Origin of the sequence: Pantanalinema sp., assembly GCA_036704125.1 — a bacterium.
In the GTDB taxonomy this organism is placed as follows: domain Bacteria; phylum Cyanobacteriota; class Sericytochromatia; order S15B-MN24; family UBA4093; genus JAGIBK01.
Genome location: DATNQI010000060.1, coordinates 17,122 through 39,531 on the forward strand (window position 1 = coordinate 17,122; position 22,410 = coordinate 39,531).

Sequence of the window (22,410 nt, forward strand, 5' to 3'; positions counted from 1 at the left end):
AAGGCGGGCGAGAACGCATGACGACGATGCCCTCTTCCACCATACCCGACCCTTGCTACCTTTTCACTTTCCCGTTTCTTCATCGCGCCGCAAGGATCCAGGAGGGCGCCGTGTGATAAAATGCTGACGGCCCGCCCATTGATTCAGGCGGGCATTTGGGAGATGGCATGCGGGTCGTTGGCGCCCTGGAACGCATCGGTACACGGACGATCGGCTCGCTCGAAGCCCTGGGTCGCTTCGTCCTCCTGGCCGGCCGGGTGCTGCGCCTGGTCGCGACGGGCGCCGTCCACGGCCGCAACACCTTTTCGCAGATGGCCTTCATCGGCGTCGAGAGTCTGCCCATCGCCCTGATCACCGCCCTGTCGATCGGCATGGTCTTCACCCTCCAGATCTCCAACGAGTTCATCCGCTTCGGCGCCACCTCGGTCATCGGCGGCGTCTCGGCGATCGCCCTGACCCGCGAGCTGATCCCGACGCTGACGGGCGTGGTGATCGCGGGAAGGGTGGGGGCCGCGATCGCGGCCGAGCTGGGTTCCATGAAGGTGACCGAGCAGATCGACGCCCTGACGGCGCTCGCCAGCGACCCGATCTACTACCTGGTGGTGCCCCGCGTGATCGCATGCGCCGTGATGCTGCCGCTGCTCACCCTCGTCGGCGACGCCGTGAGCATCGTGGGCGGCTACGCGGTGGCGGTCGCCGTCAAGGGCGTCCCCCCCCAGCTCTTCGTCAACAGCCTGCAGGATTTGGTGGTGAGCTCCGACGTCCTGCGCGGGCTCGTCAAGGCGGGGATCTTCGGTGCGGTGGTGGGGCTCATCGGCTGCCACCAGGGGCTTTCGACCACCGCGGGCGCCCGGGGCGTGGGCAAGGCGACCACCGACTCGGTGGTGCTCTCGCTGATCACCATCTTCGTCTCCAACTACTTCCTCTCGGCGCTGCTCTTCCCGGGGGCCGGCAAGTGACGCCCCCGTTCGAGCAGGGGCTCGCCCTTTCGGCCGACGCCCTCGAGAAGCGCTTCGGCGCCAAGACCGTCCTGTCCGGGGCCTCATGCGACTTCGAGCCGGGCGCGATCTCGGTGGTCATCGGGCCGTCGGGGTGCGGCAAGAGCACCCTGCTGCGGATGCTCATCGGCCTGGTCGCGCCGGACTCGGGGGCCATCTACTGCAACGGCGAGGACCTGACGCGGCTGGATCAGCGCGGCTGGATCCGCTTTCGCCACGGGGTCGGGATGGTGTTCCAGTCAGGCGCCCTCTTCGACAGCATGACGGTCGCCGAGAACGTGGGCTTCTCGCTGCGCGAGCACACCGCCATGCCGGAGGCCGAGATCCGCGAGATCGCGGACGCCAAGCTCGCGGTGGTCGGCCTGGCGGGCACCGGCGACGCCTACCCGTCCGAGCTTTCGGGCGGCATGCAGAAGCGGGTCGCGATCGCGCGGGCCATCGCCCGCGATCCCCAGCTCATCCTTTACGACGAGCCGACCACCGGCCTCGACCCCATCACCTCGACGGTCATCGAGGACCTGATCGTCCGCATCTCCCGCGAGACCCGGGCCACCTCGATCGTCGTCACGCACCAGCTCTCGACCATCTTCCGCACCGCCGACCGCATCACCATGGTCCACCAGGGGCGCGTGATCGGCAGCGGCACCCCCGACCAGATGCGCGAGAGCACCGACCCCGTCATCGCGTCGTTCTTGAGCGGGGAGCCCCCGGCTCACCCCGACGAGAGGAGGCACCCTTGAAGCTCACGGCCCCCGCCAAGGTGGGTGCGTTCACCGTCCTGTCACTCCTGCTTCTGGTCGTCGGCCTGAGCTGGCTGACGCAGACCTCCTTCCGCCCGAGGGGCTACCACCTCAAGGTGGTCTTCAACGACGTGGACGGTCTGTTGCCCGGCGCCAACGTCCTCTTGATGGGCGTGAAGGTCGGCCGGGTCGCGGGCCTTTCGCCCGAGGAGCGGCTGGTGGTGGTGGACGCCGAGATCGCCGATCCCAAGACCCGCATCTTCACGGGCTCGTACTTCAAGATCCTCAGCAAGGGGATCATCGGCGAGAAGGCCCTCGAGATCTTCCCGCCCGAGGACCTTCTCGCCGACACCCTCGCGCACGACGCCACCGTCTACGGTACCAACCCCGCCCGCCTCGACGTGGCGATCGAGCAGGCCAACAAGGCCCTGCGATCGCTGCGCGACCTGGCCGACTCGCCCGAGACGCGCCTGGCCCTCAAGGACGGCCTCTCGCAGGTCAAGGCCACCATGGCGGGCCTCAACGCCCTCATCGCCCACACCGACCAGGTCGCGGTCGACGCGCGCCGCTTGGTGGGCACCGCCGACGCGATCGCAGGCTCGCTCCCCCCCGACGAGCTGCGTGCCATCGTCGCCGACCTGCGCGCGCTGAGCGGCGGGGTCCGCAAGGGCTACGAGACCCTCGCCGGCGAAGGCGACCAGCTCGCCGACGCCCGCGCGGCCCTCGGCAGTCTCAAGCGCCTCACCGAGCGCCTCGATTCTCTGGCGGGGCAGGTCGAGTCCTTCTCGCATGACCCCAAGCTCAAGCGCGACGTCACCGAGATCGTCACCACCTCGCGCGACATCGTCTCCAAGGCCGCCCACGCCGCCAGCAACCCGCCCGGCATCTCGCCGCGCTTCGACCTGATGGGCGTCCAGGAGGCACAGCGCTCGTACGTCAACGGCAACTTCACCATGGGCCTTCACCTGGCCCAGGACTCCTTTTTGCTCGGCGTCGAGGAGATCGGCGAGAAGAACCTCTGGAACGCCTACTGGGGCAAGCCCAACTTCCTCGGCGACGGCCTGAGCTTCCACCTGGGGATGATCCGCAGCAAGATCGGCGCGGGCCTCGACTGGGCCCCCGCCAAGGACATGGCCCTGACCGGCGAGGTCTTCAACCCCGTCACCCCCGGCCTGCGCCTCTCGGGCGTGTACTACCCCGGCTGGTGGGGGCATCGCTACGGCCTGACCGGCGCCTGGCTCAAGGATCTCTCGGACCCGAGCGACAACCGGCTGTACGTGGGGGTCCAGTGGCGTCCGCTTGATTAATCCCTCGCTCGCCAGGGTTTAAATCCGGAGAAGACCCGCTCGTTGTCTGTGGAGTACCCGATGCCCGACGCCATCGCAAACCGCTACGAAGTTCTCGCGGCCCTGGGGGAAGGGGGAATGGGCAAGGTCCTGTCGGTCCACGACACCCTCAACGACCGCGAGGTGGCGCTCAAGCTGTTGCGCTCGCGGGGCTCGGGCACCCTCCAGCAGCTCAAGCACGAGTTCTGGACCATGACGCGGCTGCGGCATCCGAACACCGTCGAGGTCTACGACTACGGCGCCCTGGAGGACGGCACCCCCTACTTCACCATGGAGGTGGTGCCGGGCAAGGGCCTCGACGCGCTTTCGCCCATGACGAGTACGGCGGTGCGCGAGGTGCTCGTCGCCGTGTGCCAGGCCCTCGGCTACATCCACGCCCAGGGCTACGTCCACGGCGACCTCAAGCCCGAGAACATCCGCCTGGCCGACTCGGGCGTCGTGAAGCTGATGGACTTCGGCCTCATGGAGCGCGCCGGGCGAGCGGGGGGCACCATCCGGGGCACCCTGCGCTACATGGCCCCCGAGATCGCGCGCGGGGGCGCAGTCGATCGCCGCGCGGACCTGTACGCGCTGGGCTGCGTGGCCTATCACCTGCTCACGGGGCAGCCCCCCTACCCCGAGACCGAGGCGCGCGCCCTGATCAGGGCCCACCTGGAGGCCCCCTTGCCGCCGGCGCCCGGGCCCGACCCGGAGCTCGCCGCGCTCGTGCTGCGCCTGATGGCCAAGGATCCCCTGCAGCGCTGCCAGTCGGCCGCCGAGGTCCTCTCGCGCCTCGGCCTCGACGCCGAGGAGGCGGCCATGCCGCTGCTCTCGGCGGGCTTCGTCGGGCGCGAGGCCGAGACCGGCGCCTTTGGCGAGCGCCTCGGCGCGGGGCCCGGCGCGGCGCTCAGCGTGCTGGGCGAGCCGGGCAGCGGCAAGAGCCGCCTGGCCCAGGAGCTCAACCTGATCGCCCAGCTCCAGGAGCGGGCCACGGCGCTCGTGCGCTGCCGGGAGCACGCGGCCCCCTACGAGAGCCTGGTCACGGCCCTGCGCGCCCTGATGCCGCTCGCCAGGTCCGCCTGCCCCGCGATCCTCGAAGCCCAGGCGCCGGTGCTCGCCCGCCTTCTGCCCGAGCTCGCGGGGGCCGAGCCGCCCGAGGCCCTGGAGCCCCAGCAGGAGAAGATGCGCCTCCAGGCCGCCGTCACGGAGGTGCTCTCGGCCGTCGCCCGCGCGCGGGGGCTGGTGCTCATCGTCGACGACGCCCAGTGGCTCGACGCCCCCTCGCTGGAGCTGATCGAGCACCTGGAGCGCAACGCGCACGACCTCGCGTTCTGGATGGTGCTCGTCGGCCACGAGGCCCCTTGGCTCGAGCCCATGCGCCTCTCCAACCTGGACGAGGCCGAGGCCCGCGCCATGGCGGCCTCCATGCTGGGCAGCCTCGCTCTCGCCGACGACCTCTTCGCGCCCCTGCTGACCCTCACCCGGGGCAATCCCCGTCACCTGTCCGACCTCCTACACCACCTGGTCGAGGCCGGCCTCCTGGTGCGCGACGGCGGCGCGTGGCGCCTGGAGGGGGGGCTCGATCTCGCGGCCCTGCCGAAGGACCTGCAGGGCATCAACGCCCAGAAGCTGGACGCCCTCGCCCCCGAGGCGATCGCGATCGCGCGGGCCGTGGCGCTCGCGCTCCGCGCCCCTCTCGCCCTCTTGGAGCGCGTCGAGGGGCTCCCGGTCGAGGAGCAGCTCTACCAGGCCCTCTGCGAGCTCGAGGGCGAGGGCGTGCTCGTGCTCGGCCCCGAGGGCTACGCGGTGACCCACCAAATGCTGCAGTCGCTCGTCGTGGGCGCGATGGGCGAGCGCGAGCGAAAGGCCCTGCACGGGCGCATCGCCCTGGCCCTGGTGCCGGGGCTGGAGGCCTCGCCGAGGGACGCGGCCCTGCTCAACGCGGTGGCCGACCACATGCTCGAAAGCGACGCGCCCGCTGGCGCCGCCCCCTACGCCGTGGCCGCCGCCGAGCGCAACCTCGAGCTCTTCGCCAACGCCGAGGCCCGGCGCTACCTTTCAGCCGGCCTTTCGGCCCTGGATGCGGCCGAGCCCGACCCCGCGCTGCGCCTGCGCTACCTGAGCGCCCTGGGCGACGTGGACCGCCGCCTGGGCGACTTCCAGCAGGCGTGCGCCTGGTTCGAGGAGGCCCTCGCGCTCGGGACGGCGAGCGGCGACCCGGTTTTGAGGGCCCGGCTGCTCAACGGCCTGGGCAAGGCCCGCCAGGCCATGGCCGACTACCCGCGCGCGATGGAGGCCCTCGCCGAGAGCGCCGAGCTCGCCGAGGCGGCCGGCGCCGATCGCGAGAGGGCGCGCGCCCTGACCACCCTCGGCCGGATTCGCTACTTCGGCGGGGACGTGGAGGAGAGCGTCCGCATCTACACCCTCGCCCTCGAGACCTCCCGCGAGGCCCAGCTCCCCCTGTACCTGGCCGAGAGCCTGGCCTTCCTCGGCTACCTCTTCGCCTCGGATCCCGAACGACAGGAGGAGGGGCTCGGCCACCTCCAGGAGAGCCTGCTCATCAAGCACGCCATCGGCGACAAGATGGGCCTCAACGACACCACCATGCTGCTCGGCAACGCCTACCTCGCGCTCGGCCGGTACGCCGAGGCCAACGAGTGCTTCCTCCAGTGCCAGGTGCTCAACGAGGAGACGGGCCAGCGCGACGAGGCCATCTTCGGCCTGTTGAACCTGGCCATCGTGGCCTTCGAGATGGGCGACCTCAAGGAGGCCCTGCGCCTCTCGGAGCTCGCGCGCGAGGGGGCCGTCCAGACCCAGAGCCGCTTCGCCGAGGGCATGGCCGTGACCCTCATGGGGATCTCGCGCCTCCACCTGGGCCAGCCGGGGCAGGGGATGGCCGAGGTGGACGCGGGGCTTGCGCTCGCGCGCGAGATGAACAATCGCTACCTGGAAGTCACCATCGCCACTTACCGCGCCGACGCCCTGCTTCAGCTCGGTCGCCACGCGGAGGCGCTCGAATACGCGAATGCCGCCCTCGGCGTGGCCGAGGAAGGCGGGATGCGCGAGAACATCCCCCCCCTGCAAGTCATGGTGGGGCTCGCCCGGATCCTGACGGGCGAGCGCGAGGCGGCCCGCCTGTGCCTGGCGCAGGCCCGCAAGGCCGCAGAGGAGACCCGCGCCCGCGGCACCCTCGCCAAGGCCGGCTGGGCCCTGGCGCTGCTCACCGCCCAGCAGCGCGACTACACCGGCGCCCAGAAGCTCGCCCACGAGGCCCTCCAGGACGCCGACGAGGTCGGCGCTCGCTACCTCTCTGCGCAGATCCACGCCCTCCTGGGCGAGCTTCAGCTGGTGCAGGAGCACCGCAGCCTCGCCAGCGAGCACCTGCGCAAGGCCCAGCACCTGGCCGAGAGCATCGGAAGCCCCCTGCTTCACGGCAGGGTCCTGCGCCTGCTCGCCGAGGCCGATCCGCTGCGCGCCGACGACCTCAGGCGCATGGCCAAGAACGGCGCCATGCGCCTCTACGACACCCTCGACGCCGACGCGCGCGCCACCTTCGAGGCGGCCTGGCATGCGCCCTGGGTCCCGCGCGCGGCCGCGCGTCAGCAAGCGGGCACCTCGCTCGAGGAGCGCCTGGGCAGGCTCGGCGCCGACATGCAGGACCTGATCCAGAGCGCGAGGGACGAGGCCGCGCGCCACGCCGAGCTCGCGGACTCGCATCGCCACCTTGAGCAGCTGATCGACTTCGCCCTCAAGATCAGCCAGATCCACGACCTGCAGCTGGTCCAGGAGATGGTCATGGGCCTGATCCTCGAGATCAGCGGGGCCGAGCGGGGCTTCTTGCTCCTGCTCAAGCACCACGAGCCCACCATCTGCCAGAAGCGGGGCATCGAGCCGTCCGCCCAGAGCGCCGACTGGCTGCGCTGCCAGGCGATCGCCGACGAGGTGCTGAACAGCGAGCAGCCCCTTTACCTGAGGGACGCGAGCGCCGACGATCGCTTCGATTCGCTCGAGCAGGCGCCCGAGGCCCGGACCGCCCTGTGCGTCCCGCTCAAGATCCGCAATGCGGTGGTGGGGGCCGTCTACATGGATCGCCCGCTCGACAAGGGGGGGTTCGGCGACCACGACCTGGAGGTGGTGACGAGCCTCGCCGCCCTCTCGGCCACCGCCATCGAGAACGCCAACCTGCACGAGGAGTGGCAGGACAAGAGCCGCAAGCTGGAGATGCTCAACCACCTCTCGCGGACCATCTCGACCACCCTGGTGACCGCGGAGGTCCTGGAGCTGGTGGTGAAGCTGACCCTCGAGGTGACGGGCGCCGAGCGCGGCTTCTTCATGCTCTGGGAGCAGGACCAGCTGAGCTGCCGGGCCGCCTTCGATCGCCTGGGCGCGCGGCTCGACCCCGAGGACGAGGCGATCAGCCGATCCATCTGCCAGAAGGTGCTGGAGAGCGGCCATCCGCTCTGCGTGGCCGACGCCCTCTCGGACGAGGAGTTCCAGGTCCAGGAGAGCATCATGGCCCTGGAGCTCCGGACGGTGATGTGCGTGCCGGTCATCGCCAAGCAATCGGTGCTCGGCCTGCTCTACGTGGATTCCCAGGCGATCGTCAACGCCTTTCGGGCCCACGACCTCGAGATCCTCGAGGCGATCGCCAACCACGCGTCGGTCGCCATCGAGAACGCCCACCTGTACACCCAGCTGGCGCGCCGCGCCCAGGAGCTCGAGGAGCTGGTCGCCCTCTACGAGGAGGCCAACCTGCGGGCCTCGACCGACCCCCTGACCGGCCTCCACAACCGCCGCTTCTTCCAGGACCAGCTCAACCGCGACTTCGCCCAGGCCCGGCGCCACCGCCGGCACCTGAGCGTGATCATGCTGGACATCGACCACTTCAAGAGCTTCAACGACACCTACGGCCATGCGCTCGGCGACCAGGTGATCCAGAGCGTCGCCCAGGTGATCGGCCTGGCCGTGCGCCTGGCGGACGTGGTCGCCCGCTACGGTGGCGAGGAGTTCATCGTCGCCTTGCCCGACACCGACCTGGAGGGCGCGGTGATCGTCGCCGAGCGCATCCGGCGCTCGGTCGCCGAGATCGCGCTGAGCGATCCCGAGGGCAATCCCCTGCGCCAGATCACCGTGTCCCTGGGCGTGAGCGCCATCCGGCTCGAGGACGAGCGGATCGCCGAGCTGGTCGAGCGGGCGGATCGCGGCCTCTACGTGGCCAAGGTCAAGGGCCGCAACCAGATCCGCGTCATCGACCAGGAGGACCGCTGAGCCTCACTTAACGAAACAATAATGATCTCTCAACATCCCGTTGAAAGGAGCGAGGGTTCAGGCGGGTATAAGGCCCTTGGCAAGCAAAACGCGCAAGACGTAAGCAAATCATCTGGAGGGCTGGTATGAACATCGGGAATTTTGTGGGCGGCCTCGTCCAGGGGTTGTTCGGCGGCGGTAAGGCCGGCAACGCCATCGGCAACGCCATCGGTGGCCTGATCAACGGCGGCAAGGCCGAGGACATCTTCAAGGACCTCTTCAAGAACCTCTTCACCGACACCTCGACCGCCGGCACCCCCGCGGGCGAGAAGGCGGGCTCCACCGGCTCGACCGTCATCCGGTCCCTGATGACCGAGGTCACGAAGAAGTAAGGTTCCGCGCTTCAACTTTGGACCTTCGCGAAGGGAGGGGCGATCCGAGGATCGCCCCTCCCTTCGCGTCCATTGCCGGCTCAGCGCTGGTTCAGCATCCCGGCGTCCAGCTCCGCCTTCTGGTAGCCCGCAGGGACGCCGAACAGGCCCGCGGGCTGCTGACCCTTGGTCACGCGCGAGATCGCGATCCGGAAGCGCGGCTTGCCCGCCACCGATCCCTCGATCTGCATGGGCAGCTCCAGCGCGTCCGAGAGCCAGACGGTGTAGTCGGTGCCGCCGATGGTCTTCTGGTAACCGGTGCAGCGCTGGGCGCCCTTGACCTCGGTGCCGCTCAGGCGCCTTGCGCCCTTGAGCTGGGTCTTCCAGGCGGCCATGTCGAGGAACTGCTCGACCGACGGCACGCCGGCCTGGCCACCGATGGCGTCGGCGGTCATGACGAAGGCCATCTTCTGGGCGGTGTCCAGCAGGGTGATCTGGGTCGAGCCCCGCTTGGCGAGCAGGATCGACTCGCCCATGGAGGGCTGCACCAGCTCGAGGCGCATCTTGCCGTCCTGGTAGTAGAGCGTCACCGGCGTGCGCTGCTCCGGGGCGTTGGCTCCGGCAAAGGAGACGGCGGTCCCCTCGGCCTTGAAGGCGCTCGGCGGAGCGGCGAAGGCGGGGGCGACGGGCAGGGCGAACGCCAGGATCAAGGGCAACGAGGCGCGTTTCACGGGACCTCCTTATCGCGAACGGGACGGTACCATTCTACCGCATCTACCAATCGGGCCGCTCCGCGGGCTGCCCCCTGGCCGCCTGATCCACCAGCTGCTTGAGCAGATCCGAGGCGCTGGACGGCTCGGGGGGGCGCTCCTCGCGCCTGACCTCGCCCTGGAAGCGCAGCTCCTCGTGCTGGAGCGCATCCAGGGTGGCCTGGATCTCGGCCTGGTTCGGCATCACGTCGCCCCCGCCCGATTCCTTGGGCGGCGCCTGCTTCTGGCCACTGGCACCGCCTTGCTGCTTCTCCTCGGGCAGGGCCTTGAGGCGGCGCGTCACGAGCTCGAGGTTATAGACGGCGTCCGCGTCCTTGGGGTTCGCCTTGATGGCCGAGCGGTACTCGGCGATCGCTGCCGTCCAGCGCGCCTTGCGCTCGCCCTTCGCCTCGCCCAGGCGGTACAGGGCGTTGCCCTGGTTGTACTTCACCCAGGCCAGGGTCTTGTCCCCCCTGGGAAGAAGCTCGGCAGCGCGTCCGAAGGCCTTGGCCGCGCCCTCGAAATCCCCCGCCTGGTAATGCGCGCACCCCAGGTCGTAGGCGATTTTCGGATCGTCGGGCCGCTCCTGTGCCGCCTTGACGAGGGCCGCTCGCGCCTCCTTCCACTGGCCTGCCGCGTAGGCGTCCGCGCCCCGGCGGGCGTCGGGACTCCCCTGCCACGGCCAGGTCCAGGCGGTCTGAGAGAGGGCCAGAAGGGCGAGGGCCAGCGCCGCCCCCCGGCGCACGCGGCGCAGGACCCGCTCCAGGATCAAGCGAGCCTTGAAGGGCAGCAGCAGGCGGTTCGACAGCCCCGCCTCCAGCACCAGGAGCGCCAGGGCGATCGCCAGGGGGATCTGGTACAGCAGGACCCCTTCGCTCCCCTCGCTGCCCGCTCCCCAGCGGGAGTTGAGGTGAGCGAGGATGCGCTCGGCAGCACCCGGCCGGGACGCGTCCATGAAGAGCCCGCCCGTGGCTCGGGCGACCTCCTTGAGCCCCCCGAGATCGGCGCGCGAGACGGCAGGCGAGCCATCGCCCTGCGTCCGGAAGACCGGCTCGCCGAAGAGGTCCTGGCCGTCCGGGATCTTGCCGCCCGATGGGGTCCCTAGGCCCAGGACGTAGACGCTGACCCCGGCGCGCTGGGCCTCGGCCGCCGCCTTCGAAAGCGAGCCTGCGAGCGGCTCGCCGTCGCTCACGAGCAGCACCGCCCCCGAGCGGCCCTGCAGCTGCGCAAGGGCGCTGCGCAGGGCGTTCTCTTGGTTCGAGCCCTGCCTCAGCTCGGCCATGCCGGGCCGCAGGCGCGCCGTGAGGGTCTTGACCGCTGCGAGATCGCTTGTCATGGGGCAGAAGACCAGCGCGTCGTCGGCGAAGGCCACGACCCCCGCCTTCCAGCCCGAGAGGTTGACGAGCAGCGCGTCCAGGGCGTCGCGCGCGACCCCCATGCGATCGCGCCCCAGGTCCTGCACCCCCATGCTCTTGGAGACGTCCACCGCGATCGCAAGGGCCGGCATCTCGCCGGGCAGGCGCGCGCCGAGCCGCCCGCCGATGCGCGGGCCCGCGAGCGCCACAACCAGAAGGGAGAAGGCGAGGATCAGCATGGAGAGCCGCGCCATGGGCGAGGCGAGCGAGGCCCCCACCCGCATCTCGATCATCAGGTCGGGATCGGCGTAGCGATCGCGGCGCAGGCGAAGCGCGCGGACCATCCCCGCCACGGCGAGGGCCATGGGCAGCACCAGGACGAGGCCCCAGAGGAAGAGCGGCTGGTCCCAGCTAGGCATGGGGCTTCTCCCCTCTGAGCACCGAGCCGACCCCGGTCGAGAGCAGCACCTCGACGCCGACCAGGAAAAGGGCCGCGAGCACCCAGCCGAAATAGTTCTCGCTGGGCACCCGGTGGCGCTGCGCCGGCAGCTCGGACTTCTCGAGCTGGGCGATCGCGGCGTAGGCCGCCTCGAGGCCGCGGGAGTCGGTGGCGCGGAAGTAGCGCCCTCCCGTCATCTCGGCGATCCTGGCGAGAACCTGCTCGTCCATCTTGGGCAAGAACAGGCTGCCGTCCCGGTTGCGGACGTAGACCTTGCGGCCGAAGGAGTCGGTGAGCGGGATCGGGGCCCCGCCGGGCCGGCCCACCGCGATGGTGTAGACCTTGACCCCGCGCGCCTTGGCCATTGCCGCCGCGTCCAGGGGCTGGAGGTAGCCCGAGTTGTTCTCCCCGTCGGACATCAAGACGATGACCTTGCTCTTGCCTTCGTTCTCGGCGAGGCGATACAGGCTGTTGCCGATCCCGTCCCCGATGGCCGTCCCGTCCTGGCCGACCGAGTCGAAGCCGATGCGATCCACCAGCTGGCTCACGGCCTGGGCGTCGGTGGTCAGGGGGCAGAGGGTGAGGCTCCGGCCCGCGAAGGCGACCAGGCCGAGGCGGTGCTCGGCGTTCTTCGCGACGAAGTCCTTGAGGACGCGCTTGGCCACCTCGAGGCGGTTGGCGGGCTGGAAGTCCTCGGCCCGCATGGAGCCCGAGATGTCGAGGGCGAGCATCATGTCGATGCCGTAGCGCTTCTCCTCGAACCAGCGCCCGGGGCCCTGGGGCCTCGCCAGGGCGATGACCACCAGCGCGAGGGCCGAGAGGCGCAGCGCCGCGAGGACCAGGCCGAGGCGCCTGGGGCGCTTGTCCGCGTCGGCCAGCAGGCGGAAGGTGGAGAGCGGGATCCCCGCGGGGCGCTTGCGGCGCAAGAGGGCGATCGCAAGCGGGATCAGCAGGGCGCAAAGCAGCCAGATCGGCTGGGCGAGGGTCATGGCTGCGCCTCGCTCGAGGGGGCCTCGCTTGCGGGGGGCTGGCCCGCGAACTCGAGGACCAGGTAGGCCGAGGTCAGGTGCTGCAGCAGCTCGGTGGGCGACAGGCGCACCTTGGCGAACTTGACCAGGTCGCACGCCGCGAAGATCGTCGAGAGGTTGTCCTGGACGGCCATGGGGATGCGACGCGCCTCGAGCTCCAGGAGCAGCTCCGAGCTGGTCAGGCGCCGGGTCGAGAGGCCGTAGCGGTGGAGCACGAAGTCGCGCAGGATCTCGCTGAGCTGGTCGCAGAACTTGGCGGCCTCGCCGCGATCGGCGAGCTGGCTGGCCTTGAGGGCGTCGAGGCGGCCCCGGGGGGTCTTGGGTCCCTTGGCGGGGGCGGCCGCGACCTCGTCGCTCGCCTCGTCGCTCGCGCGGCGCGACAGGTAGAAGAAGACGAGCGCCAGCACCAGGGCCATCGCCAGGACCAGCAGGAGGGCCCAAGGAGCGGGACCGGGGGCGAGGTAGGGCTTGAGGCCGCGGATGTCCTCGAGGGCACCGGCCGCCACGATGGCCGGGAGCAAGAGTTCTCGCACTAGGGGAAGAGGCCTGCGGGCTGGTCTCCGCCCTGCGGCATCACGGGCGGCGCCCCGGGCGGGGTCCCCTGCTGTTGCTGCTGCGAGAATTGCTCGGCGCGCTTCAGCATCTCGGGGGTGATGCCCGGCGGAAGCCCGCTCGCGCCGGAATCGGGCTGGGCATTGGGGGCGCCTCCCGGCATCCCGCGCAGGCCGGTGATGGGGCTTGGAGCCGGCGGGTTCTGGACCAGCGCGACGAGGCGCGCGATCTGGGGGTCCTCGGGACGCAGGGTCTGCGCCTGCTTGAAGGCGTCCAGGGCGCCTCCGGTCTGGCCCCGGTAGAGGCGCATGAGGCCCTCGGTACGCAGGCGGTCGAAGCGCTTGTTGCGCTCGGCCCAGGTCGCGTAGGCGACGGCGGGAGCCACCTGGACGCTTTCGGTCCCGACGCTGCCGGTCGCGACCGCCGTCCCCTCGGGGGTCAGCGGCCGGCGGCGCCGCCGGCGGGGCATCATGGGGGCGGGGGTCGGTTCGACCTTCGGGAAAAAGGGCGCGAGGACCGGATCCAGCATGGCCATCACCGGGGCGGTCACCCCCGCGAGGGACTCGCCGAGCCCGCCCACCACGGGAAGGTCGGCACAGCCGTTCAGGCTCAAGATGGTGGCGGCCGCGATCGCGGCGCGCAGCGGGCGGGAGCGCATCGTCCCTGGGTCCTCCTTGGCAGTTGATCTGTTAAAGATCTTACCCCTGGCGCCCTTCTCCCAAACGGTTCCTCGCTTTACCCGCGCGAAGAGGGCGTCCGGGCCGATTCGCGAGGCCACGGGCGGGGTATGAGACCACCATGAACAAGCACATCCTAGTCATGTACGAGACCGCCGGCGGCGGCCACTACGCCAACGCCCGCGCCATCGAGAACGCCTTCAAGACGCGCCACCCCGGCTGCACCGTGACCCTGATGCACATCTCGGCGGCCACCAACAGCAAGCGGGTGGAGTACCTCTACAACTCCTACAACGACATGCTCAAGGCCGATCCGCGCATGGTCCACTACGGCTACCAGATCATGAACCGGGTCAACGCCGAGCAGATCATCTTCCCGCTCTTGCTCAAGGCCAACCGCAACCTGGAGGACTACCTGCGGGAGCAGGACCCCGACATCATCGTCTCGGTGTTCGGCGTGGTCAACTACGCGGCCATGTCCGTCCTGGATCGCATGGGCTGGACCGGCAAGAAGCCCTACGTCATCTTCGTGACCGACCTGACGCGCAACTTCCTGCGCTCGTGGGTCCACCCCGAGGCGGACATGATGATCGCCATGCTCGACGAGAGCCGCGAGCAGCTGATCGCCTACGGCATGCCCGCCGAGCGGATCCGCGTGCTCCACGGCATGCCCGTCAACCCGACCTTCATGACCCAGCGCAAGTCGCGCGAGGAGGCCCGCAGGGCCCTCGGGATGGCGCTCGATCGCTTCACTGTGCTGATCACCATGGGCGGCGTCGCCAACAAGAACACCATCCGCTTCTCCAAGGAGCTGGCCGATTCGGGCCTGCCCCTGCAGCTGATCGTCGCCTGCGGCAGGAACGCGGCGCTCAAGCGCAAGATGGACCGCCTGGCCTCCCATGCCCGGATCCCTATCAAGGTGCTGGGCTTCACCGACCAGATGCCGACCCTCATGGACGCCAGCGACGTGGCCGTCTCCAAGCCGGGCCCCGGCACCATCGCCGAGCTGGCCTACAAGGAGATCCCCATGCTGATCGACGGGATCTTCGCCCCCATGCCGCAGGAGAAGGGCAACCTGGACTTCGTGGTCGAGAAGGGGATCGGCACGGTCATCACCCGCTCGTCCTCGGTCTCGGCCCAGATCCGCGACCTGATGGAGAACCCCCACAAGGTCGAGCGCCTCAAGGAGAACATGCGCCGGATCAACAATCCGGACGCGGTCTACGACCTGGTGGACCTCATCGCCAACGCCCAGGTGGCCGATGGCAAGGTCCCGAGCCTTTCGGATCGATAGGATTCTTGTAATCGCGCGGGGGATGGGATCTCAAATTCCACGAAGGCTTGGTTGATGTGAATGAACAAGAAAGTTGATCCGGCTTTTATTTCATTTTTAACGCATCCTATTCAGCCAAGGTATCTATATTAAGATCAACAATTGGCCGCCCGGAAGGGCAACGCGAGTAGGAGATACGGTCATGTCGATCAAAAATGAGGTTGCCAAGCTTGGTCATTCCATGCTGCCACATACTCTTGCAAAAGATGTTGCGCGCGAGGTTGCCGCAAAGGAGACGGCTCAGGTTGCCTCCAAAGCGTTGGCTCCCAAGATGTTTGGCGATAACCTGGCACTCGGCGCTCGGAAGAGCGCGGCTGTCCACAGCGCAGAAGCCGCCTTGCACAAGCTCGATCAGCACCCTGGCGACGGTCCGCTTACACGAGACATCGTGGAGTTTTACCAGCGCTACGTCCATCCGGGCGAGTCTGCGGAGCAGATCCAGGCCAGGGCGAAAGCCGCAACCCTTGACTTGAGCTTCTTGCCGGACCAAGGGATTCGAGCCCGAGCCGAGTCGCAAATCCACGGTACCGGCGGAACTCCGCAGTCCGTTGGAGCCATCTTGTCATCTCACCAGTTCAAGGTCGACATGACCACCGTCAAGGACCTCGCTTCAGAGGGAGCGACGATTGCACTGAGCGCGAACTGGATGACCCGAGCGAATGTCGCCACTCGGCTGGAGGGCATCTTCGGCACCGTCAATGGCTTGATTAAGAAGCATGAGCTTCTTGCCGGTCCCGTTCCACAGATCAATGAGATGCACAAGGCGATGGCAAATATGGACTTCGTCTTCCATCCGCCCAACCCCGGGGCTAAAGTTCGCTTCGTCAAGTCGCATGAGCTGGAAATGTGGAATCGGACCTTTGGCAGCATTCGCGACAGCGCGACGCAACTGCTTCCCTAGCCCGGACGATTCATCAAGCATCACTCAGGCGCCCGTCGGTCTTACCGGCGGGCGTTCACGCGAACGGTTGCGGGTGAGCGATGCCGTGCTTGGGGATGATCTTGGGCAGGCGCGGCTCCAGTGCGAGAGGCAAATTCGGTGAAAGTCCGAGCGACGCCCCGTTCTTGGCGAGCCAGCCGTGGTAGGCGATCTTGGCCGCCTTGTGATTTGGTGCCGAGAAGCGTTCCAGGACCTTGTTGTTGACCAGGCCGATCAGGTGGTCGACGCAGTTGCCCTCGCACCGGTCGTAGACTTCCGGCGCGGCGAAAGCGGCATCCGCCCTGACGAGGATGCGAACCTTCGGCCAGCGCGCTCGAATGCGCCGGACCATGCGCTTGAGGAGGGCGATCGTGGCCACGTGATGCTGAAGATCTTGGCCGCGAACTGCCTGCGGATGCTGGAGATGAGGACGGGTGAATCGATCGCCGACCTGCGGCAGCATTTCGACCGCATCTTGGCCACCCAGGTGACCGAATACGGGCGCCGCGTCTGGAAGTGCTCGGAGCTGTCCGAGGCCGATCGCGCGACGCTCAAGCGGGCTGGCGCCGGGGAGCCACCGGCGAAATGGCAGGCCTGGAGAGAATCGCCGGCAACGGCGGAAAGCCAATCAGCATGAGCCTCTCAAGCATGATTTTAGCCGACAACTGTCGAAACCGCGTCAAGCAGATCGGCGAGCACGTGGTTCGGGTCCGAGAGGCCCTGGCCAAAAAGGAACCCGAGGGGTCGCACTCCAAGTCGGTGTGCGCTGTGGCCACGCACCCGAGCCTGAAGCGGTACGTAAAGCCGTCCGAGAAGGTGTCGGGACGCTACGTGCTGGACCAGGAGGCGATCCGGCGCGAGGAGCAACTGGCAGGAACACGTTTGCTGCGAACGACGCTCACGGAAATGAACGGCCACGAGGTGTTCGACGCCTACCAACTATTGCAAGTGGTGGAACGGAATCACCTGGAATACAAGGGACCGCTGCAACTGCGGCCTTGCTACCACCGTTCGAGCGAGCGCATCCGAGCGCATGTGATGCTGACGATCCTGGCCGCAAACTGCGTGCGGGCCTTGGAGAAGCGCACCGGCGAGTCGATCGCGGAGCTGCGAAAGCGCTTCGATCGGGTGCAGGCCCACCAGGTATCCGAGGGTGGGCGACTCAAGTGGACCTGCTCGGATCTCTCGGAGTCCGACCGTGCAACGATCCGGAAGGCTGGGGCAGGGGAGATTCCCCCTTTCTGGCGGGTCTGGAGAGACCCGATCGCCGCCCCGGAAAACCGCATCATGTCATGCGATCAGCCAATGGACGTCTCGTAACTGTCGAACCCGCGCTCAACTTACCCACACGATCCTGCTGAGAACCTTTTGAGCCTTTCGGCGCGACATAACGCGTGTTTTCGAGGTCATTCCTCAACCATGAGATATTCCCATGACCAGCGCTTCGCGGCCTGTTCGTCAGCAGGGTTGTGTCGTGAAGGTCGAATTGTAATGACTATTCGACCTCTGCGCCCCGGTGCAGGGCGATCATCTCCCGGTAGATTGACTCCATCTGACCGATGCAGGCCTCGAGCGCGTGGTGCTGGACCAGCTCCACGCTGCGCGCCCCGTACTGCGCGCGCAACTCGGCGTCGCCGACCAGGCAGACGATGCGCTCGGCCAGGTCGTCCGCGTTGCCCGGCTGGTGCAGGAAGCCGTTGGAGCAGTGGTGGACGATCTCGGGGATCGCCAGCGCGTTGGCCCCGATGAGCGGCAGGCCGCTCGCCGCCCCCTCGAGCAGCACCATCCCCTGCAGCTCCGACTCGGAGGGCAGCACCAGCATGTCGGCCGCACGGTACACCAGAGGAAGGGTCTGGTCGTCCACCAGCCCCGTGAAGGTCGCGTGCTCGGAAAGGCCGAGGCCCTCCACCATCCCCTTCACGTCGAGGGCACCCGCGCCCATGAAGAGGAAGTGGCACTGGGTCTCGGAGAGCACCTTGGGCATGGCCTCCAAGAGGACGTCCAGGCGCTTCTCGAGGGCGAGGCGGCCGGCGTACAGGACCACGGGGCGATCATTCGGCAGCTTGAAGCGGGCACGCAGCCGATCCTTCTCGCCGGGCGAGGGCGGCGTGAAGACGTTGAGGTCCACCCCGTTGGAGACGGGCACCGGCTGCTTCTCCAGACCCCGCTCGGTCAGCATGTCGCAGGCGAGGTTGGTCGGCGCCGTGACGAAGTCCACCTGGTTGAGGAACGAGACGACCTCGGTCCAGTAGACGTTGTCGAAGATCTTGTAGGCGAGCCAGTCGCGATCGACCTTGAAGGGGATGAGGTTGTCCGGGATGCCGTGATTGCTCGCGACCACCGGGATCCCCAGGCGGCGCGCGTTCTTGAGGGCCGCCGAGCCCATGATGGTCGGGGTGACGAGCTGCACCAGGTCCGGCCGGATGCGCTGGATGGTGTGCTCGACCAGGTTCTCGGGCAGGATCGTCAGGCGCGGCGCGGACTGCTTGTTGGTGTTGGTCGCCAGGTGCAGGGCCGGGATGGCGCGGGCGCGGACCACCGTCGTCTGGCCGTCACGCTCCACGTAGTTGCGCAGGCCCTGGGTCCCCGGCGCGAGGATGGTCACGTCGTGGCCGCGCTCGGCAAGGCCGTGGGCCAGCCGGCGGATGGTGATGGCGCTGCCGCCGAGCGTCGGGGGATAGTACTGATCCGCTACCAAGAGCAGCTTCATGGTTTTTCGGCCTCTTTCCGGGGCCCCGGCCCACCGGCACGGCATCCCACGAGGACCATACTAGCCAGGCGCAAGTCGGCGCGTCAAGCGAAGCCGGGGCCTACTTCGGGGCCCCGGTCAGGACGCGCAGCAGTCCGCCGATGAGCCAGCTGGCCAGAGAGACCAGCACCGCAGCGATCATGGCGGTCGCGAAGGCGGGCACGTGCATCCCCTGGGCCACGAAGTCCTCGATGCGCACCCCCTTCACCACGAAGGGCACCAGCCACATCATCAGGCCGTTGATCACGAGCAGGAAGAGGCCGAAGGTCACCAGGGTCAGGGGGAAGGCGAAGAGCTGGAGGATGGGGCGCAGGATCGCGTTGAACAGGCCGAGCACGGCGCTCGCGAGCACCGCGGAGATCGGATCGCTGACGTGGAAGCCGGGAAGGTAAAGGGCGATGGCGAGGAAGGCCAGCGCGGATGCTAGCCACTGACGGATGAGGACCACTTTTGCCTCCAGAAGGGCGCGATCGGGGAAGACGCGAGGCCGAAGGCCGCGAGCACCAGGTGCGCCACGTCGCTGGTGCGCGCGGGTGCCATGAGCGGCGGAAGCCCCACCGTCAATAATGGGACCATGGAGTCCTCTTTCGCAAGGCTGCCGTGATTGCCCTTGCCCATGGTGAAGCCCGTCGTGAACTCGTAGCCCCGCCGGGCCGTGATGACCACGTCCGCCCCGCCGTCGAGGGCGTCTGCGAGCCGCGACAGGGCGTCGGGGTACTCCCGGTAGTCGATCCGGCCAAGAGCCGGCAGCCGCACATCCAGCACCGCGGGGTCCCCCGAGAGGTCCCAGGCGCGCCCGTGCGGATCGCGGCGGGCACCCCCCTCGCGCCAGCGCACGACCCGGGCGCTCCCGGCGCTCATGGCGCAGTAGCCCCCCCCCTCGCGCCAGGCGATCTGGTCCACGCTCGGCCAGAGCGCGACCTGCTCCAGCACGTCGGCGAGCCTGCCAGGATCGCGCAGGTAGATGAGCGCCGAGCGGTCGTTGGGGGCGATCGCGAGATCCGCCGAGCGCGCGCTCAGGCCCCCCACCGCCAAGGGAGCCACCATGAGGCCCTTGAAGGCCTTGAGGACGTTGACGGCGTAGCCCGGCACGCCGCCGATGGGGCTCTGGGCGTGATCGCCGACCAGGATCCAGCGGGCCTCGCTGATCGCCTTCTCCCAGGAGCCGTAGGCGTCCATCAGCTTGGCGAGCTGACGGTCGATGATCGAGAGGCTGTAGGCGCAGCCCATGGGCCCGGCGTGGTGGGAGCGCAGGTCGTGCTCGTTGAGGTAGACGAGGCTGAAGTCGGGGCGCAAGCGCTTGATCATGGCGGCCCCGTAGTCCCCCGCCCGGTCGTCGTTGATCCCGAAGCGGCCGAAAAGCCCCTGCCTGCCGAAGCCCCGCATGGGCACGAAGTCGCCCAGGTAGCAGTGGCGCGGCCCGCTCACGGCGAGATCCGGCGCCATCCCCGCGAGCCAGCAGATGGGCCATGGTAGCGTCGCCCGGTGAAGGCACGCCCCGCGGGTGATGGGGAAGTTGACGTTGCCGCAGACCAGGCCCGCCCCCTCGAGGACCTCGAAGACCGTGGGGGTCGCCGCGCTGAGGTGCGCGCCGTTGAGGTGGACGAAGATGTCGCGCAGCACGCGCGGCATGGTGCCCATGACCAGGCTCTGGTGCGAGGGCCAGTAGTGGACGTAGCGGTCCTCCTCGCGGTGGTACCACATGATGCCTCGGATGCCGTGAGCGCTCGGCATGGCCCCGGTCACCAGCGTGCTCAGCGCGCTCGGGGTGACGGTCGGGAAGGTCGAGACGCACTCCAGGTCGAGCGCACCCGCCGCGGCCAGGAAGGAGAAAGCAGGCAAGCGATCGCGCTCCTGCTGGAGCAAGGCCGGGTGCCAGCCGTCGATCACGATCAGGTGCAGGGGGCGCGTGTCTCGCATGGGGCATGCCTCGCTCGACGCACCGCGGCGCCGTCCCGATGCGCTTAATCTTATGTAACAATCCGCCCGTGCGTCAAGCGCAGAGCGGCTTAGCCAATGTTGTCCGGGGCGCCCCATGGCCCTAGACTGGGCGTGCGATCCCCGCCGCGAACCGGAAGGCGGCACCTCTGTGGGAGGGCCCGTCATGGAAAAGGTCTACCTGGCCAGCAAGGTGCGCACCGCGCTCGCGACCGACGAGCGGGTCGGCATGACCGACCTGCGGGTCCAGTTCACCCCCGAGGGGCGCGGGGTGGTCACCGGCGAGGTCAACTCGGACGAGCAGCGCCGGGCCGTCAGCGCGGTCCTGCACGCCCTGCCCGAGGCGCGCGACTTCCTCAACCGCACCCACGTCCGCACCGTGCGCGCCCCGGAGCAGGCCGAGGTGATCCTGCCCGGAGGTCACGCGCCATGATCCGCCTGGCCGCGAGCGCAGACCTCCACTGCCGCGCGGACGCGGTTGGCCTGTTCGCCCCCTGGTTCGCCAAGCTCAACCAGGAGGCCGACCTCCTCTTGCTGGCGGGGGATCTGACCAACTGGGGCGAGGAGGCCGAGGCCGTGGCTCTCGCCACCGAGCTCGCCAGCCTCTCGATCCCGGTGCTGTGCGTCCTGGGCAACCACGACTACCACGCCGAGCGCCCCCAGGTGGTCCGCGAGCGCCTGGAAGAGGCGGGGGCCGTCGTGCTCGAGAAGGAAGCGACGGTGGTCGAGGTCCGGGGGCAGACCCTCGGGGTGGTGGGGACCAAGGGGTTCGCCGGGGGCTTCGGCCAGGCGTGCATCGCCCCTTTCGGGGAGCCCGAGATCAAGCAGTTCATGCGCGAGACCTACGCCTGCGCGGAGGCCATCGAGCAAGGCTTGACCGGCCTCGAGACCGACTACCGGGTGGTGCTCCTGCACTACTCGCCGATCCCCGAGACCCTGAAAGGGGAGAGCGTGGGGGTGTACCCGTTCCTCGGCTCGTCGATCCTCGGCGAGCCGATCGACGCGTGCGGGGCGGATCTGGTCCTCCACGGCCACGCCCACCGCGGCACCGAGCACGGTCAGACCCCGGGCGGGATCCCGGTGCGCAACTGCTCGATCCCGGTTCTGGGCCGCCCGTACGCGCTGTACGAGCTGCAGCGCTTCGAGGAGCCCGCCCTCAGGCGCTGAGGGCCTCAGGCCCCGAGGGGCACGTCCTTGAGCAGCGACGCCACCACCCAGCCAGGCACCGCCTCGACCCCGAGGTCCGCCTGGGCGTACAGCGCGAACGACAGGGTCCGGCGCGCGTGCTCGGGCCGGATCCGGCCCAGGAAGTACGCCCAGTCGAAGGGGATCGGCGGCCCTGAGAGCATCGAGAGGCCGTCGTACCAGTCCCTTCGCTCCTCGCGGTGGGAGAGGATCTTGCGGAACAGGACGTCCTCTGGGCCCATCAGGGTGAACAGGCGGCCGTCGATCTCGTGGACGCGCGTGCGGGCGAAGGTCTCGGCGTCCAGCCGCACATTGCCCGTCGTCCAGACGATCAGATCGATCAGCACCCCGTACTTGAAGGCCTTGTAGAGCCAGCTCGCGTCGGTGTCGCGCGTGTGGAAGCCATGCTTGCCCAGCGCGTCCATGGCCACGAAGGGGATCTTCGGCGGCAGGAACAGGTCGATGTCCTTGGTGCAGCGGCGGCGCCCGTAGGCCCAGACGGCGACCCCTCCGCCCACCATGTACGGCACCCCGGCCCTGGTCAGGATCTCGCACGCCTCGTGCCCGGCGGACAGGAGGCGATGGTCGTCCGGAACTTGAGGCGTCGCGGCAGGCGGACCACTCGCCAGGAGGCGGCGCGCCTCGGGCATGGCGTCAAACATGCGCGGGAGAATAGCACGCTTCACAAAAAGAGACAATGGCCGGCCAGCGGCGTTGCTTCGTTGACGCGGGGGCTCGGACCCGGTTAGCATGGGAGGTCCCTGCCTCACCGCGGCGGGCCCCCGGCGATGGAGAAAAAGGATCC

21 protein-coding genes are annotated in these 22,410 nt (G+C 68.8%); 11 read left to right on the forward strand and 10 right to left on the reverse strand.

Annotation, left to right across the window (positions count from 1 at the left end):
- The first annotated feature begins 167 nt into the window (after nucleotides 1–167).
- From V6D00_09365 to V6D00_09385, 5 genes are all read left to right on the forward strand, one after another.
- Entirely contained in the window at nucleotides 168–959 is a 792-nt protein-coding gene (locus tag V6D00_09365; GenBank protein HEY9899376.1) for an ABC transporter permease, read from the forward strand.
- Nucleotides 956–1,738: an ABC transporter ATP-binding protein gene (locus V6D00_09370; protein HEY9899377.1), complete on the forward strand. Its 783-nt coding sequence runs from the start codon at nucleotides 956–958 to the stop codon at nucleotides 1,736–1,738. The genes V6D00_09365 and V6D00_09370 overlap by 4 nt, the downstream gene beginning before the upstream one ends.
- Nucleotides 1,735–3,045, forward strand: coding sequence for an MlaD family protein (locus V6D00_09375; GenBank protein ID HEY9899378.1), 1,311 nt, complete (start codon nucleotides 1,735–1,737; stop codon nucleotides 3,043–3,045). Before V6D00_09370 ends, V6D00_09375 begins: the two co-directional genes overlap by 4 nt.
- A 60-nt stretch (nucleotides 3,046–3,105) precedes the next feature.
- Nucleotides 3,106–8,331 carry a diguanylate cyclase gene (locus tag V6D00_09380; GenBank protein HEY9899379.1) on the forward strand — a complete coding sequence of 1,742 codons (5,226 nt, stop codon included), beginning with the start codon at nucleotides 3,106–3,108 and terminating at the stop codon, nucleotides 8,329–8,331.
- Between the two features lie 125 nt (nucleotides 8,332–8,456).
- Complete coding sequence (locus tag V6D00_09385; protein HEY9899380.1) at nucleotides 8,457–8,702, forward strand: hypothetical protein; 246 nt, start codon at nucleotides 8,457–8,459, stop codon at nucleotides 8,700–8,702.
- Nucleotides 8,703–8,782: 80 nt separating this feature from the next.
- On the opposite strand, the gene V6D00_09390 is transcribed toward V6D00_09385, so the two are convergent.
- From V6D00_09390 to V6D00_09410, 5 genes are read right to left on the reverse strand one after another with little or no spacing between them, the layout of a single operon-like run.
- Nucleotides 8,783–9,412: a hypothetical protein gene (locus tag V6D00_09390; GenBank protein ID HEY9899381.1), complete on the reverse strand. Its 630-nt coding sequence runs from the start codon at nucleotides 9,410–9,412 to the stop codon at nucleotides 8,783–8,785.
- Between the two features lie 43 nt (nucleotides 9,413–9,455).
- Complete coding sequence (locus V6D00_09395) at nucleotides 9,456–11,204, reverse strand: VWA domain-containing protein (protein ID HEY9899382.1); 1,749 nt, start codon at nucleotides 11,202–11,204, stop codon at nucleotides 9,456–9,458.
- Nucleotides 11,197–12,213, reverse strand: coding sequence for a VWA domain-containing protein (locus V6D00_09400; protein HEY9899383.1), 1,017 nt, complete (start codon nucleotides 12,211–12,213; stop codon nucleotides 11,197–11,199). The genes V6D00_09395 and V6D00_09400 overlap by 8 nt, the downstream gene beginning before the upstream one ends.
- Nucleotides 12,210–12,773, reverse strand: coding sequence for a hypothetical protein (locus V6D00_09405; GenBank protein ID HEY9899384.1), 564 nt, complete (start codon nucleotides 12,771–12,773; stop codon nucleotides 12,210–12,212). The genes V6D00_09400 and V6D00_09405 overlap by 4 nt, the downstream gene beginning before the upstream one ends.
- An 11-nt stretch (nucleotides 12,774–12,784) precedes the next feature.
- Nucleotides 12,785–13,462 (reverse strand): hypothetical protein, encoded by a 678-nt coding sequence (locus V6D00_09410; protein ID HEY9899385.1) that lies wholly within the window; start codon nucleotides 13,460–13,462, stop codon nucleotides 12,785–12,787.
- Between the two features lie 140 nt (nucleotides 13,463–13,602).
- Here V6D00_09410 and V6D00_09415 point away from each other — a divergent pair, with 140 nt between their 5' ends.
- On the forward strand, nucleotides 13,603–14,775 hold the full coding sequence (locus tag V6D00_09415) for a glycosyltransferase (protein HEY9899386.1): 1,173 nt from the start codon (nucleotides 13,603–13,605) through the stop codon (nucleotides 14,773–14,775).
- 181 nt (nucleotides 14,776–14,956) lie between these two features.
- Nucleotides 14,957–15,715, forward strand: coding sequence for a hypothetical protein (locus V6D00_09420; protein HEY9899387.1), 759 nt, complete (start codon nucleotides 14,957–14,959; stop codon nucleotides 15,713–15,715).
- A gap of 55 nt (nucleotides 15,716–15,770) precedes the next feature.
- Here V6D00_09420 and V6D00_09425 read toward each other — a convergent pair whose 3' ends face one another.
- Nucleotides 15,771–16,112, reverse strand: a complete 342-nt coding sequence (locus V6D00_09425; GenBank protein ID HEY9899388.1) for a transposase — start codon at nucleotides 16,110–16,112, stop codon at nucleotides 15,771–15,773.
- Between the two features lie 3 nt (nucleotides 16,113–16,115).
- Between V6D00_09425 and V6D00_09430 the strand changes: the two genes are divergently transcribed.
- Entirely contained in the window at nucleotides 16,116–16,370 is a 255-nt protein-coding gene (locus V6D00_09430; protein HEY9899389.1) for a hypothetical protein, read from the forward strand.
- Nucleotides 16,319–17,053: a hypothetical protein gene (locus tag V6D00_09435; protein ID HEY9899390.1), complete on the forward strand. Its 735-nt coding sequence runs from the start codon at nucleotides 16,319–16,321 to the stop codon at nucleotides 17,051–17,053. The genes V6D00_09430 and V6D00_09435 overlap by 52 nt, the downstream gene beginning before the upstream one ends.
- Nucleotides 17,054–17,228: 175 nt before the next feature.
- On the opposite strand, the gene V6D00_09440 is transcribed toward V6D00_09435, so the two are convergent.
- From V6D00_09440 to V6D00_09450, 3 genes are all read right to left on the reverse strand, one after another.
- Complete coding sequence (locus tag V6D00_09440; GenBank protein HEY9899391.1) at nucleotides 17,229–18,443, reverse strand: glycosyltransferase; 1,215 nt, start codon at nucleotides 18,441–18,443, stop codon at nucleotides 17,229–17,231.
- Nucleotides 18,444–18,543: 100 nt separating this feature from the next.
- The gene (locus V6D00_09445; protein HEY9899392.1) at nucleotides 18,544–18,930 is read right to left on the reverse strand and encodes a phage holin family protein; all 387 of its coding nucleotides are present in this window, start codon (nucleotides 18,928–18,930) and stop codon (nucleotides 18,544–18,546) included.
- Nucleotides 18,906–20,402 carry an alkaline phosphatase family protein gene (locus V6D00_09450; GenBank protein HEY9899393.1) on the reverse strand — a complete coding sequence of 499 codons (1,497 nt, stop codon included), beginning with the start codon at nucleotides 20,400–20,402 and terminating at the stop codon, nucleotides 18,906–18,908. Before V6D00_09450 ends, V6D00_09445 begins: the two co-directional genes overlap by 25 nt.
- 184 nt (nucleotides 20,403–20,586) lie before the next feature.
- Here V6D00_09450 and V6D00_09455 point away from each other — a divergent pair, with 184 nt between their 5' ends.
- Both V6D00_09455 and V6D00_09460 read left to right on the forward strand, forming a co-directional pair.
- Nucleotides 20,587–20,853 carry a BON domain-containing protein gene (locus V6D00_09455; protein HEY9899394.1) on the forward strand — a complete coding sequence of 89 codons (267 nt, stop codon included), beginning with the start codon at nucleotides 20,587–20,589 and terminating at the stop codon, nucleotides 20,851–20,853.
- Nucleotides 20,850–21,587, forward strand: coding sequence for a metallophosphoesterase (locus V6D00_09460; protein ID HEY9899395.1), 738 nt, complete (start codon nucleotides 20,850–20,852; stop codon nucleotides 21,585–21,587). The genes V6D00_09455 and V6D00_09460 overlap by 4 nt, the downstream gene beginning before the upstream one ends.
- A gap of 5 nt (nucleotides 21,588–21,592) precedes the next feature.
- Here the strand turns inward: V6D00_09460 and V6D00_09465 are convergent, their stop codons facing one another.
- Nucleotides 21,593–22,267, reverse strand: coding sequence for a nucleotidyltransferase (locus V6D00_09465; GenBank protein ID HEY9899396.1), 675 nt, complete (start codon nucleotides 22,265–22,267; stop codon nucleotides 21,593–21,595).
- Nucleotides 22,268–22,410 lie beyond the last annotated feature (143 nt).